Genomic DNA, 14,131 nt, shown 5'->3' on the forward strand with positions numbered 1-14,131 from the left:
TAAACAACTTTTTCAAAAATGTCATCGCATTAACCCGCGGTGACATTTTTGTTTTACAACATTCCCATGTTAAAAACTAAACTGACCATTATTACCATCGCGATAAGCGCATTAACGCAATTTACCCACGCGCAGCAAATTAAACTGAGCAAAAACGTAAAGCAGGCTTTAAATACTGTAGATAGCGCCGAAATTAAAGCCGATATTAAATACCTGGCGGACGATAAATTGCTTGGCCGCATGCCCGGCACGCCCGGTTACCAAATGGCTGTTGATTATGTAATTAGCCGTTTAAAAAAGCTGCACGTACAGCCCGCCGGCGAAAAAGGCACCTGGCTGCAAAAGGTGAGGTTGCGCAAGGCTATTGCACATGATGCCCTGATCACTTTTCATCCCGGTTCGTATATCATGTCGGCAGTAAAACCCACCGATTATGTAGTTTATCCAAACCCGGTTGTACCTAAAATTGAAACCCTGGGTAATGTGGTATTTGCAGGTTATGGTATTAGTCAGCCTGCATTGGGTTATGATGATTATGCCGGTGTTGATGTAAAAGGAAAGATCATTTTGGTGATGCGTGGCTCGCCCGATAGCTTTTCATCGTCGGTTAAGGCGCACGTTGCAAACACAACAACCATATTAAAAACTGCGGCTCAGCACGGCGCAATAGGGGTTATTATGGCTTCCGCCGATTCGACCGTTAAATCGTTGATCAATATCAATAAAGGCGTTTACAGCGTAATGGATAACCAGGGTAAAGTTGTCATATCACGTAGCTTCTATTCCGAACAGGTTGAGTTCTTTATATCAGCTAAATATAATCTGCTCAAATCTTTTTTGGGTAACGATCTGCAAAGCATAGCCCAACAGCTCAAAGAGGGTAAACCGCATTCGTTCGCAATTGATGGCGGAGCGATAGGGGTGTCTTTTACTTCAACTTATCAGGATATCATCAGCTATAACATCATCGGTAAAATACCCGGTTCTGATCCTAAACTCAAAAAACAATACGTAGTGCACAGCGCCCACCTTGATCATTTAGGCATTGGCGCACCTATCCAGGGCGATTCTATTTACAACGGCGCTCATGATAATGCATCGGGTGTGGCCAGCTTATTAGGCATTGCCAAAGTGTATGCGCACATGAAAGTTAAACCCAAACGCTCAATTTTGACGGTGATGCTAACAGGCGAGGAGATGGGCGATCTGGGTTCGGGCTATTTTACAGGTCATCCAACCGTACCGGTTAAAAGCATGGTGGCCGATGTAAATACCGATATGCCAACCATTATCGCGCCGCTTTTATCCATAACCGCGCTTGGGGCCGAACATTCGTCGCTGGCAAAGCAGGTTGACCAGGCTGCAGGTTATTTAGGTATCAGCGTTGAACCAGACCCCGAGCCTACCCAGGCACGTTTTACCCGTAGCGACCAATATAGCTTTGTAGTGAACGGCATACCTGCCCTGCACGTTAAATACGGCAACAAAACTGCCGATGGTAAAAATAACCTGGCAGATATTGTGGCCCCGTGGCGCGCTAAATACTATCATAAACCGCAGGACGATATTAACGGCGTGTTTGATTTTAATGCCGGCAAAAAATATGCGCAACTCAACTTTTTAATAGGTTACCTAATTGCACAGGATACCAAAAAGCCGTTTTGGAACACAGGAGATATTTTTAGTAAGTAGCATAAACCGTGTAAGCGAATTATTACACGCGTATTAAAATACAATACGGTGGATATGGTTAATTTTGTTGTTAACTGATCCACCTCTACTATGTCAACTTATACAGGTTTAGCTGATATTTCGCTTTTAACCTCGCTTAAATGCCCCGAATGTGGCGCCATCTATAATGCTGGCATCATCAATACGGTTTGTACCGACCCGGATTGTCGCTCAACACTGTTTGCGCAATATGATCTGCATGCCGGTCTCAATAAAGAAATACTTAAAAACAGGCCGGCCAATATGTGGCGTTACCGCGAATTTTTGCCTGTTGTCGATCCTGAGAACATAGTAACCTTGGGCGAAGGTTTTACGCCCATTATCCCATTAGCAAATTTAAAAGCCTTAGCAGGCGATAACGAGGTTTACTGGAAAGATGAATCGGGCAACCCAACGGGCTCGTTCAAAGCCCGCGGTATCAGCGCGGCGGTATCAAAAGCCAAAGAGTTAGGCGTAAAGGTGATGGCCATACCAACTGCGGGCAATGCAGGCGGTGCCTTAGCTGCTTATGCCGCCCGCGCAGGAATCAGAGCTGTTGTGTACATGCCAAAACAAACGCCGCAGGTATTTAAAGACGAATGCCGCTTGTATGGCGCCGATCTGGTTGAAATTGACGGCAGCATTAGCGATTGCGGTAAACTGGTAAATGAACACGCAGTGCAAAACGGCTGGTTCCAGGTATCTACATTGAAAGAACCTTATCGCCTTGAAGGCAAAAAAACAATGGGCTACGAAATTGCCGAACAGTTTAACTGGCAATTGCCCGACGTGATATTATATCCAACAGGCGGTGGTACCGGCCTTATCGGGATCTGGAAAGCCTTTGATGAGTTGGAACAATTAGGCTGGATAAGCAGTAAACGTCCGCGCATGGTAACCGTACAGTCCGAAAGCTGCGATGGCATTGTGCGGGCCTTTAAAGCGGGTAAAATAGAGTCCGACTTTGTTGATGGCGGCTTTACCATAGCAAATGGCCTGAGGGTACCAAAACCCTATGCTGATAAGCAGATCCTCAAAGTGCTTCGCGAAAGCAACGGCACCGCGCTAACCATAAACGATGCCGAAATGAGCAATGCCCTTAAAGAAATTGCCCGCAACGAAGGTATGCTGATAGCCCCCGAAGGCGCCGCTTTATGGCAGGCGTATAAAAAGCTGAAAACAGACAACTGGATAAAGCCCGGTGAGCAGGTGCTGCTAATCAATACCGGCAGCGGTTATAAATACCTGGAAAATATTGAGGTAGAGTAATTACCTGACATAAATGATCTTGTAAAACAACAGCATGCGGTAATACTGTATAAACATAAAGAAAGTACTGCCAACAAAAACACCAATCACCAGCGACCAAGCGGTGTGTGGCCGGTAATACCTGCGTACGGCAATTGCCGTATAAACAGCTATACCTGCGGCTATGCATGTGCTTAAGATGTTGTCAAAGTTTTCTGAATAACCGATTTTAGCAATTAGCGTAACGGGGAGGCTTATCAGGTAAAAGGTGATAAATATCAATATCAGCACAAAAGCCATAAAATGCGTGGCAAATACCAGGTGTTCTACAAAAAACTTCTTTTTCCAAAACAGGAACAAAAAAAAGATGACCCCATAAAACGGAACGAACAAAAAGATGTATTCTTTCGAATCGGCGATGATCTTTTCGTTGAACGATTCGCGGAACTCGGCATACGATAACTCTTTTTCCTTGATCCTTTTGTTAACTATTTGTACCGTGTTGTAATTGGTAAAGGGCTTGTAGGTTACATAATTATCCAGAGGCAGGCTGTACATGTTGTTGCCAATGATCAGGAAAAAGAACAACAGGTTCACCACCAGGAAAAACTGTACGGGTTTCATGTATCTCACCCTGCGCCCTTCTACATAATCAATAGATAGCTGCCCTGGTTTGGAAATTAAAGTTTTAACACTACGGAAAAACTTGGTGTCAAAATGGATAAAACCTTCAAAGGTTTCTTCAACAAAATGCTTTACTGATAACTGATTGGGATGGAATATTTTTTCGCCGCAAGCCGGACAGTAATTTTCCTGGTGTGTATTACCGCAGCTTTTACAGTTCATTGGTGAGTGAATAGTTTCACCAATATAAGTATAATTTAGTTTGAAGCAAAATAGCATGAAACGAAAAACTTATGGTTTCCCGTTTCATGCTTCAGGCTCAATTACGCTGTTACCAGTGTAGTTAAGTTCAATATTTCGCTGGTGCGGGCGCGGGTGTGCTCCAGCAGCTCAGCATCCTGCGCTAATGATTTTCCGTAAGACGGGATCATTTCGTGCAATTTGGTTTGCCACTCGTGGGTATACAGCTTGCCGGCAAAGCAGCGCTCCAATAAACCCACCATAATAGATACCGATGTTGATGCACCTGGCGAAGCGCCTAATAATGCGGCAATGCTGCCATCGCCGGCGGTAACTACTTCGGTACCAAATTCTAATATACCGCCATGCTCAGGGTCTTTTTTGATTACCTGTACACGCTGACCAGCAATTTCCAGTTCCCAATCGCTCATTTTAGCGGTAGGGCAGTAGTCTCTTAAAGCCTCAAGCCTGTCTTCCGGCGATTGCCTAACCTGGTCTATCAGGTATTTGGTCAACGGGATATTATCCAAACCGGCAGATACCATCGGGATGATATTGCTCGCTTTGATAGACGAAGGCAGATCAAGTAACGAACCATGTTTTAAGAAACGGGTTGAAAAGCCAGCATAAGGGCCAAATAACAATTCTTTCTGCCCATTGATCATGCGGGTATCCAAATGCGGTACCGACATTGGCGGCGCACCTACCGATGCCTTGCCGTATACTTTGGCCTGGTGTTGTTCAATAACCTCGGGGTTGGTACATTTTAGCCATTGCCCGCTTACCGGGAAACCGCCAAAACCTTTACCTTCCGGGATGCCCGATTTCTCAAGCAATAATAACGAACCGCCGCCTGCGCCGATAAACACAAATTTGCTTTTCAGCTTGCGTTTTTTCTTGGTGCCCAGGTTTTTAACGGTAATTTCCCAGTTGCCCTGGTCGTCCTGTTTCAGATCGCGCACTTCGTGGTTCATATCCATGGTAACGCCAGGCTGTTTGTTCAGGTAACTAAATAACTGGCTGCTCAATGCGCCAAAGTTAACATCGGTACCGATCTCCATACGGGTAGCGGCAACTTTCTCTCCCTCTTTACGGCCATCCATTACCAATGGGATCCACTGTTTTAAAGTATCTTCATCTTCAGAGTATTCCATGCCCTTAAACAGGTGGAACTGCTCTAACGCTTCATGACGTTTTTTTAGATAATCAACGTTGTCATCACCCCAAACAAAGCTCATGTGAGGTATGCTACGGATAAACTGCTCCGGATCGCCAACTAATTTTTGCTCAACCAGGTAAGCCCAAAACTCTTTCGAAACTTCAAACTGCTCGGCAATTTTTACGGCTTTGTTGGTTTCTATCGAACCATCGGCTTTTTGTGGAGTATAGTTTAACTCGCAAAGTGCCGAGTGGCCGGTACCTGCATTGTTCCACGCATCCGAACTTTCGCCTGCTACAATATCCAGCCGCTCAAAAACTTCAATGGTCAGATCAGGTTGCAATTGTTTTAACATCACGCCAAGGGTAGCGCTCATAATTCCGGCACCGATCAAAACCACATCGGGATTTGTTTCGGCAGCTTTTTTCTTTGTAGTCATATTCGTTATAAACAATTGCAAAGATAAAGCCAATTACTAATATAATTCGAAAAAAAATGAAGTTATTGATGTGAAAATGACAAACAAATGTGCTGTGGAGTATAAAATTTGCTTTCGTGATGAGATCGTCGATGTATTGTGCTGTGAAACAGCCGCTTCGCATAATAAACCACCCGCATTGTAACAAAGTTTTTAAACAAAAAACGGCCCCGTATTTTGATACGAGGCCATTTTGCCACAAAATAAGGTAGTTTTACTACATCTTGTTATGATCGAGATACTTGCAAAGCTGCGTGCCTGCCAGTAAAAATGCGCCAACGCCATAAACCTCGGTACTGTTTTCGTCAACCTTATCAGGCGCAGCGCCAATTCTTTGTACGTAGCCCAACATGCCATCCGGGTGAACCGATGTTGCCAGCGCCGCCCATGCTTTTTTTACAACCGGCCAATAGGTCTTTTTGTCTAATGTGCCATTGTTTAAACCCCAAAGTATGGCATAAGTATAAAAACCGGTACCGCTGGTTTCCTTAGGCGGGTAACTTGCCGGGTCAAGCAGGGATGCGTGCCAGCTGCCATCAGGCTGCTGTAATGCCGCTATTTTGGCAGCCATATCTTTGTACAGCTTGATAAATTGTTTCCTGTCAGGATGCTTGGCTGGCATATTATCCAGTACACGTACCAAACCACCCATTACCCAGCCATTACCACGGCTCCAGAATACCTTTTGACCGTTAGCTTCCTTTTTCTCAAAAAAGGTCTGATCCCTAAAGTACAACTGCTCGGTTGGCACATACAGGTAGTCGGTTGTTTTCCACCATAGTTTGGCAGCGCCATCCAGGTATTTTGGGTCTTTGGTAGCCGATGTAAGGTAACCCAGTGCCGGCGGACCCATAAACAGGGCATCGCACCAGGCCCATTCGCGTAAGCTGATCTTATTTTTCCATTCCAGCGATTCGGTATGCGGCGCGGCAATAATGCTGTCGGCCTGTACGCGCCATTTCGCTATCATTTTAGGCTCTTTGTATACCGTGTACAGGTTAGCGTAAAGCTGACCGATACAGTAATCATCAGCCATGCCTTTGCGCGGGCCGGTATTCCAGTCCAGGTCGTTACCAATGCTTACCAAAAATGGCAGGTAGGTATTTTTCTTGCTCATCTTTCCTAAATCAAACAAACCGGCATAACAGGCGCCGTTTGTCCAGTCGTACTTTTGATGCGTAAAACCTTTATCTTTCCAGCTGTTTAGTTGCCAGTCGGCAACGCGTTCCATAGTTTTTACAATGTTTTTGCGGTTAAACAGGGTATCCTGCGCAAACAGGGTTGAGGCTAATAGTAAAGCGACAAAACAGGCGGCCGCTTTTTTCGTCATAATGTTCATATGTGGTTTTTTCAATTGGTAGGCCGAAGGTATCACATTCGGCTCTAAAAACAAAAAGCCCCGCCGTTGGGCAGGGCTTTAGTTATTTATCTTAACTAAAGGCTGTCAAACGAAAAATCGTCGCTTTCTTTAACTGTTTCAGGTATTTCGCTGTACTCATAGCGTTTTTCAACAACGTCCTGATTGGCCTTGATATAATCGATGGTATCTTTCAACCCCTCTGCAAATTTTTCAAAATCTTCTTTGTACAAAAATATTTTGTGCTTTACAAAAACACCATCCTCCAAACGCTTCTTGCTTTCGGTTACAGTGATGTAATAATCGTTTGACCGTGTAGCCTTAACATCAAAAAAATAAGTGCGTTTCCCGGCTCTTACTTTCTTCGAAAAAACCTCCTCGCGATCCCTGTTTTCAAAATCTCCCATATAAAACTTTGGTGTTTAAATTTAGCTTGGGATAAATATAGAAATTTTTTGAAAGTACCAATACAAAATTTATCACAAAAATAAATTTTCCTTAACTATTTTATAATATAATCGGGCTAAAGGTTTAATATTAAGTGGTTTGTTCTTCTTCCAGCAGTTGTTTTTCATAAAGGTCAAAATATACCCCACGGGCATCCATTAGCTCATTATGTGTGCCTTGCTCCAGTATTTCGCCTTTATCCATCACCAATATTTTGTCGGCATTTTTGATGGTCGATATCCGGTGCGCAATAATAATACTCGTTTTATTTTGCATAATGCCGCCCAGGTTGCTCAGTATTTCTTCTTCCGTTTTGGTATCCACCGCCGAAAGACAATCGTCAAATATTAAAACCTGCGGTTGTTTAAAAATGCCCCGTGCTATTGATACCCTTTGCTTTTGCCCGCCCGAAAGCGTAATACCCCGTTCGCCTATCAGGGTTTCAAAACCTTTGTCAAATTCAATAATATTATGATAAACCGCGGCATCGCGGGCTGCCTGCTCAACCTGACTCATATCCAGCGTATCGGCGCTAAATGCGATGTTATTGGCAATCGTATCCGAAAATAAAAACACCTCCTGGGGTACAAAACCTATCTGCGCGCGATAGCTTTCCAGGTTTAGCGTACTTAAAGGTTTGCCGTCAATTAAAATATCGCCGCCGGTGGTATCATACATCCGCATCACCAGGTTGGCAATGGTGCTTTTGCCCGAGCCTGTGCGTCCGATAATGGCAACCAGTTCGCCCGGATTGGCCGTGAATGATATATTGCGCAATGCCGTAATGCCGGTATCCGGATAGGTAAAAGATACATTTTTAAACTCGATAGCACCGCTAATAGTTTGCGGTATTGTTGTTGGCGATTTGATCTCCGGCTCCTCGTGCAAAAACTCGTTGATGCGCTTTTGTGATGCGGCCGCGCGTTGTGTAAGGCTGCTCACCCAACCCAGGGCTATCACCGGGAAGGTAAGCTGACTTAAATACACAATAAACTCTGCAATATTGCCCGCGGTAATATTACCTTTTATAACTTCGATACCACCAATATAAATAGTGATGATCGAGCTTAAGCCTATCAGCAATAACATCATCGGGTAAAACAAAGCTTGTACCTGCACCAGCTCCATACTGTGTGTTTTATAGTTCTCGCTTTCTTTGGCAAAGCTTTCGCGGACGAACCCTTCTCTTACATACGATTTGATGATGCGGATACCCGAAAAATTTTCCTGCACAAAACTCGACAGGGCCGAGAGGCGCTCCTGGATCTGTTCGCTGCGGTGGTTGATGATATTGTTAACGTAAAATATACCGAACGCCAATATCGGCATCGGCATCAGCGAAAACAGGGTGAGCCTTACATTCACGCTCAGCATAATGCCTATGGCCATAATAAAAAGCGTGATCATGTTGATGGCATACATAATACCCGGCCCTAAATACATCCTCACGCGGCTCACATCTTCGGTAACGCGGTTCATCAGGTCGCCCGTATTATGGCGGCGGTAAAACGCTAATGATAAAGCCTGGTAGTGGGTATATATTTCGTTTTTCTGATCAAACTCGATATGCCGCGACATCAGGATAATGGTTTGTCGCATAAAAAACAAAAACAATCCGCGCAGCAGCGAAAGTACCAGCACCAGCACCCCAAACAAAAACAGGCTCGAGCCAAATATACCCGAGATCATCGATTGCCGCCCAAAACCATCAAATAGTTGGTAATTGCCAATGTTATCGGTAACCAGGTCAAACGCTATACGTACCACCTGCGCAGGCAATACACCAAATATGTTAGAGATGATCACGAACAATATGCCCGGTATCAAGCGCCAGCGGTATTTATAAAAAAACTTATTGAGGTAAGCCAGGTGCTTCATGTATAGCAAAGATAGGAGTTTTTGATTTCGGATTTCGGATTTCGGATTTTCGATTTCGGATTTTTTCTGCTTTGTCATTGCGAGGAAGAGCGCGTTGAAAACAGCGATGACGTGGCAATCTCATGCTATCCAGAGCCGCTATACAAATGGCAAAAGGACCAATAACCAATAACCACTGAACTGACTCCCCGCAGGGTGGGTATTTGTCGGTATTTTTATGTTGTTTTTCACTAAATCTTAATTTAAACAGCGTAAAGGCATATTTTGTCATTTAAACACACAAAAAGCAGGTGGGTGTAGGGTGGGGACATGGTGGGTATTTATCGGTGTTATTAAATAGTTTTTTGTCTTGATTCTTGCATCCTGATTCTTGACTCTCACTCCATACAATATACAAATTTTTGCCGGTATTTTCAAGTTTTAAATGACATATATTCAATCAATCAATCATTAATAAGCGAAGCAGGACAGTGCAGGACAGTTGAGGGTTAACGTTTTCTCAATTTTAAATCAACCAATATAGATCTATGAAAACCAACCGTCGTGATTTCTTAACTGCCGCCGCAATCGGGGGGGTAGCAGCCGCAATGCCTTTCTCATCGCAGGCTTCAACTATTTTTAATAATGAAGACCCTGTTTTTGCAAAGCTGGATGCAGCCATGAAGCAGCCGGTGCTGAAAAGGGAATTGTTTAAAGATCCGGTTATATTGGAAAAGATAGAGCTTTTGCGATATAAAGATACTTTTCTTTGCCGTGTACGATCAAAAGATGGTGCCGAGGGGATAGCCGTGGCCAATAGTTTGCAAATGCGTTACCTGTATCCAATTTTTACCAACCGCATTCAAAAATTTTTTATCGGTAAAGATGTGCGCGATTTTGAGGCGCTGATGGAAGAGGTTTATGTGTACGATAGCAACTATAAATTACAGGGCGTACCCCTGTGGGACCCTCTGGCCACGCTCGAATTTGCGGTTTTGGATATGCTGGGCCGCATTGCCAATAAATCTATCGGGCAGCTCATTGGCGATATCCATCACACCGAAATTAATGTTTACCAGGCCAACAGCGAACGCGATATCAGCGCCGAACTCACCATCGAGCACCTGCACAAACAGTTAGACGCGTCTAAGGCGAAAGCCATCAAATTTAAGCTGGGTGGCCGTATGAGCCATGTCGAGTATCCCGCCAAACGGTCAGAGCAGCTCATACCGCTGGTGCGCAAAACCTTTGGCGACCAGATGGTGATCTCTGCAGATGCCAATGGTTCGTATGACGTGCCCGAAGCCATCCGCATCGGTAAAATTATGCAGGATTATAATTACGACTTTTTTGAAGAGCCCGTACCGTTTGATTGGTACGAGGAAACACGGCAGGTGGCCAGGGCACTGAAAATCCCTATTGCCGGTGGCGAGCAGGAGCCAAGCATGCGCAATTTCCGCTGGCTCATCGGTAACGATGTATTAAAGATCGTACAGCAGGATCAGTTTTATTTTGGCGGCATGATCCGCTCTATGCGGGTGGCGCGTATGGCCCAGGTTACCGGTAAGGTTTGTACCCCGCACACTACCGGCGATGGTTTTGGCTATGTGTACCTGGCACACTTTATTTCGGCCATACCCAATGCGGGCCGGTTCCACGAGTTTAAAGATCTGAGCAAAAACCTGCCTTTTGAGTGTAAAACTTCAACTTTAACCAGCGTTAACGGTGTGGTTAAAATACCGCAGGGCCCCGGCCTGGGTGTGGATATTGATCCGGATTATATTCAAAAGCATGTGGTAGTTACTGGGTGATCTCTATTTACTCATAGTCGAAAACGCAGGTTTGCCGGCAGATTTTGCATGCGTTCGGCAATCAAATATTAATTCAATCACAAATAACATTACCTATTTCAAAAACAATACATACTTTTGTCGGAGCATCAAACCTTAATTGCAGTCAATAACAAATGTCAGCTACAACCCAACCCGATTCATCCGTGTTTAACCAGCTGAGTGTTTTTGGTCATCAAAAAGTTGTTTTTTGTAATGACGAGGCAACTGGCTTAAAAGCCATTATTGCCGTACACGACACGACACTGGGCCCTGCTTTGGGCGGTGTGCGTATGTGGCCCTATAAAACAGAACAGGATGCTCTGCGCGATGTTTTACGCCTTTCGCGCAGCATGACCTATAAAGCAGCAATTTCGGGTTTAAACGTTGGCGGTGGTTATGCCGTTATTATAGGCGATTCGCGCCGCGATAAAACCGAAGCCTTGTTTCGCCGCTTTGGCCAGTTTGTTAAAAACCTTAACGGCGAGTTTATTGCTGCCGAAGATGTGGGCACCAACACCCGCGATATGGAATACATCCGTATGGAAACCGAGCATGTAACCGGTTTGCCCGAAAGTATCGGCGGTAGCGGCGATCCTACACCGGTTGCGGCCCGCGGTGTTTACATGGGTATCAAAGCTTGTTTACGCGAACTTTATGGTAACGATAACCTCACCGGTAAATCGGTAGCGGTACAGGGCACCGGCCACGTAGGCGAAAACCTGGTAAAACTGCTGCGCGAAGACAACGCCAAAGTATATGTAAGTGATATTGATGAGGACCGCCTGCGCCAGGTAGCCAAAAAATACGGCGCCGAAGCTGTTGAGCATAACAGCATTTTCGACCTGGATGTGGATATCTACGCGCCCTGTGCTTTGGGTGCAACAGTTAATACCAAAACCATTAACCGGTTAAAGTGTGCCATTATTGCCGGGTCGGCCAACAGCCAGTTGGAAGACGAAACCCTGCATGGCCAGATGCTGGTGGATAAGGGTATTTTATATGCGCCCGATTACCTGATCAACGCTGGCGGCGTGATCAATATGTACTCGGAGATAGCGGGTTTTAATAAAAAGCGTACCCTGCAGCTTACCGAAAATATTTACGATGCCGTGCGTAACGTATTAAAATTATCAAAAGCCGAAAGCATATCCACTATTGAGGCAGCTAATAAAATTGCCGAAAAAAGAATAGCCGATATCAAGAAAATAAAAACATCTTTCTAAACACAATTTTTAACCAGTACCGGTTTACCGGTGCAAAATCGTTCTTACAATTATGCTAAACAGAAGGCACCTCCGCGTAAAAGTATTACAGTCATTGTATGCTTACCACCAGTCCGAAAAAAAGGACATGAAGCAACACGAAAAAGGATTGATCCAAAGTGTTGAAAAAGTTCACGAAATGTACATCTGGATGCTATCGCTCATCAACGAGGTAGCGCAATACGCCGATGTAGATGCTACAACTCTGGCCAATAAATACCTGCCTACCGAGGATGACCTGAAACCCAATCTCAAGATCCTGGGCAATACTTTCATCACTTCGTTAAATAAGAACAAGGAGTACCTGGCAGCAGTAAAAAAATATAAAATAGCCTGGGATTTTGACCCCGAGTTAACCAAATCGCTGTTTGCTACCCTTAAGGTTTCCGCCGATTATAAAGAGTATCTCGAAAAAACCGACGATACCGTACATTCGGATAAAGATATCATTAAACACATCTTCAAAAAAGTAATTCTTAAATCGCTTTTAGCCGAACAGGTGTTTGAAGACAAGTTTATCTACTGGCCGGTTGACCGTGACGTTTTGCAGGCTATGATAGCCAAAACGTTTAAAAACTTTGCTTTTGACGAGCCCGAAAAAAATAAACTGGCCGAGGTAGTAGTGAACTGGGAAGACGACCAGGAGTTTATCACCAAATTGTTTCAGTACAGTATCCGTTACGATGATGATTTCCAGGTAATGATCAGTAACAAAACTCAAAACTGGGAACCCGAGCGTATTGCCATGATGGATACCTTGTTAATGAAAATGGCGCTTGCCGAGTTCATTTATTTCCCGTCCATCCCCGTAAAGGTAACCATTAACGAATACCTCGAAATATCAAAGGAATTTAGCACACCGAAGAGTAATTCATTTATAAACGGTATCTTAGACAAAATTTTAGCTGAACTGAAAGCAGAAGGAAAAATTAAAAAAACCGGCAGAGGGTTAATTGAATAACAACACAATGAAAAAGATTTTTTTTGGATTGGCAATAGCTGGCATGTTTGCAGCCTGCCATGGTAATGAAACTTATAAAGATCAAAGCACAGTAACTGCGCCAACAATGGCAACAGCCGCACCGGCTTCAAATGTCGACCCGGCAACTGCGCCCATCATGAAGTTTGATCTGGATAGCTACAACTTTGGTAAAATAATGCAGGGCGATTCGGTTGTTCACGAGTTTAAATTTACCAACATCGGTAAAACGCCCCTAATTATTACCGATGCCACAGCTACCTGCGGCTGTACCAAACCCGAGTGGCCAAAGGGCCCTATTCAGCCTAATGATAAAGGTGTGATCAAGGTTACCTTTCACAGCGCAGGTAAATCGGGCCTGCAGGATAAAATGATCACCATAAGTGGTAACACAGCGCCTGCCCAAACCATGGTACACCTGGTAGGCGAGGTGATAGTTAAGTAAATAACAATAATTTAAAAATAAAGATGACTACAGCTATTTTATTACAGGTTAGCGCGCAATACCAATCATATATTATGATGGGGTTATTAGCCCTGGTGTTTTACTTTTTTATGATCCGCCCGCAGATCAAAAAACAAAAAGACCAAAAGAAATTTGTTGAAGAGATGAAAAAGGGCGATAAGGTTGTTACAACTGCCGGTATACACGGTAAAGTTGTCGAAATTGCCGACACCACCATATTAGTTGAAGTTGATAACGGCGTTAAGATCCGTTTCGATAAATCAGCCATATCGCTTGACGCTTCAAAAGTGCTTAACGCTGAAAAAAAGGCTTAAGCAGCCAGCAGGAATACTAATAAAAGGAGCTTCACTTTGTGAGGCTTTTTTTATGAAGATAATTTTAAAGAATTGTCATCTCGACCCAAGGAGAGATCTTCTGCTTCATAAAGGTCTGCAGCATTTCTCATTCCGCACCTTGTCGGTGTTATCAGCAC

The 14,131-nt window shown here is 44.2% G+C and carries 13 protein-coding genes; 7 read left to right on the forward strand and 6 right to left on the reverse strand.

Going from position 1 to position 14,131, the window contains the following annotated elements; all coding sequences use genetic code 11:
• Positions 1–66 precede the first annotated feature (66 nt).
• Together ACFGVR_RS16500 and ACFGVR_RS16505 are read left to right on the forward strand one after the other, a co-directional pair.
• Positions 67–1,692, forward strand: a complete 1,626-nt coding sequence (locus ACFGVR_RS16500; protein ID WP_448698437.1) for a M28 family peptidase — start codon at positions 67–69, stop codon at positions 1,690–1,692.
• 90 nt (positions 1,693–1,782) lie between these two features.
• Positions 1,783–2,979 carry a threonine synthase gene (locus ACFGVR_RS16505; RefSeq protein ID WP_448698438.1) on the forward strand — a complete coding sequence of 399 codons (1,197 nt, stop codon included), beginning with the start codon at positions 1,783–1,785 and terminating at the stop codon, positions 2,977–2,979.
• Here ACFGVR_RS16505 and ACFGVR_RS16510 read toward each other — a convergent pair whose 3' ends face one another.
• The 6 genes from ACFGVR_RS16510 to ACFGVR_RS16535 all read right to left on the reverse strand — a co-directional run bounded on the left by ACFGVR_RS16510 (position 2,980) and on the right by ACFGVR_RS16535 (position 9,412).
• Positions 2,980–3,804, reverse strand: coding sequence for a DUF3667 domain-containing protein (locus ACFGVR_RS16510; RefSeq protein WP_448698439.1), 825 nt, complete (start codon positions 3,802–3,804; stop codon positions 2,980–2,982). It abuts the gene before it with no gap.
• Between the two features lie 101 nt (positions 3,805–3,905).
• On the reverse strand, positions 3,906–5,420 hold the full coding sequence (locus tag ACFGVR_RS16515) for a malate:quinone oxidoreductase (protein ID WP_448698440.1): 1,515 nt from the start codon (positions 5,418–5,420) through the stop codon (positions 3,906–3,908).
• Positions 5,421–5,676: 256 nt separating this feature from the next.
• Positions 5,677–6,789 (reverse strand): glycoside hydrolase family 88/105 protein, encoded by a 1,113-nt coding sequence (locus tag ACFGVR_RS16520; RefSeq protein ID WP_448698441.1) that lies wholly within the window; start codon positions 6,787–6,789, stop codon positions 5,677–5,679.
• Positions 6,790–6,893: 104 nt separating this feature from the next.
• Positions 6,894–7,223, reverse strand: coding sequence for a DUF3276 family protein (locus ACFGVR_RS16525; RefSeq protein ID WP_448698442.1), 330 nt, complete (start codon positions 7,221–7,223; stop codon positions 6,894–6,896).
• 130 nt (positions 7,224–7,353) lie between these two features.
• Positions 7,354–9,141, reverse strand: coding sequence for an ABC transporter ATP-binding protein (locus ACFGVR_RS16530; RefSeq protein WP_448698443.1), 1,788 nt, complete (start codon positions 9,139–9,141; stop codon positions 7,354–7,356).
• Positions 9,116–9,412, reverse strand: a complete 297-nt coding sequence (locus tag ACFGVR_RS16535; RefSeq protein ID WP_448698444.1) for a hypothetical protein — start codon at positions 9,410–9,412, stop codon at positions 9,116–9,118. The genes ACFGVR_RS16530 and ACFGVR_RS16535 overlap by 26 nt, the downstream gene beginning before the upstream one ends.
• A gap of 256 nt (positions 9,413–9,668) precedes the next feature.
• On the opposite strand from ACFGVR_RS16535, the gene ACFGVR_RS16540 reads away from it, so the two are divergent.
• The 5 genes from ACFGVR_RS16540 to yajC all read left to right on the forward strand — a co-directional run bounded on the left by ACFGVR_RS16540 (position 9,669) and on the right by yajC (position 13,973).
• Positions 9,669–10,931: a mandelate racemase/muconate lactonizing enzyme family protein gene (locus tag ACFGVR_RS16540; RefSeq protein ID WP_448698445.1), complete on the forward strand. Its 1,263-nt coding sequence runs from the start codon at positions 9,669–9,671 to the stop codon at positions 10,929–10,931.
• Between the two features lie 155 nt (positions 10,932–11,086).
• Positions 11,087–12,175, forward strand: a complete 1,089-nt coding sequence (locus tag ACFGVR_RS16545) for a Glu/Leu/Phe/Val dehydrogenase dimerization domain-containing protein (RefSeq protein ID WP_448698447.1) — start codon at positions 11,087–11,089, stop codon at positions 12,173–12,175.
• Positions 12,176–12,227: 52 nt separating this feature from the next.
• On the forward strand, positions 12,228–13,175 hold the full coding sequence (nusB, locus tag ACFGVR_RS16550) for a transcription antitermination factor NusB (RefSeq protein WP_448698449.1): 948 nt from the start codon (positions 12,228–12,230) through the stop codon (positions 13,173–13,175).
• A gap of 7 nt (positions 13,176–13,182) precedes the next feature.
• Positions 13,183–13,638, forward strand: a complete 456-nt coding sequence (locus ACFGVR_RS16555) for a DUF1573 domain-containing protein (RefSeq protein ID WP_448698450.1) — start codon at positions 13,183–13,185, stop codon at positions 13,636–13,638.
• A gap of 23 nt (positions 13,639–13,661) precedes the next feature.
• Positions 13,662–13,973 (forward strand): preprotein translocase subunit YajC, encoded by a 312-nt coding sequence (gene yajC, locus ACFGVR_RS16560; RefSeq protein WP_448698452.1) that lies wholly within the window; start codon positions 13,662–13,664, stop codon positions 13,971–13,973.
• Positions 13,974–14,131: the final 158 nt, after the last annotated feature.

Source organism: Mucilaginibacter aureus (genome assembly GCF_053514885.1).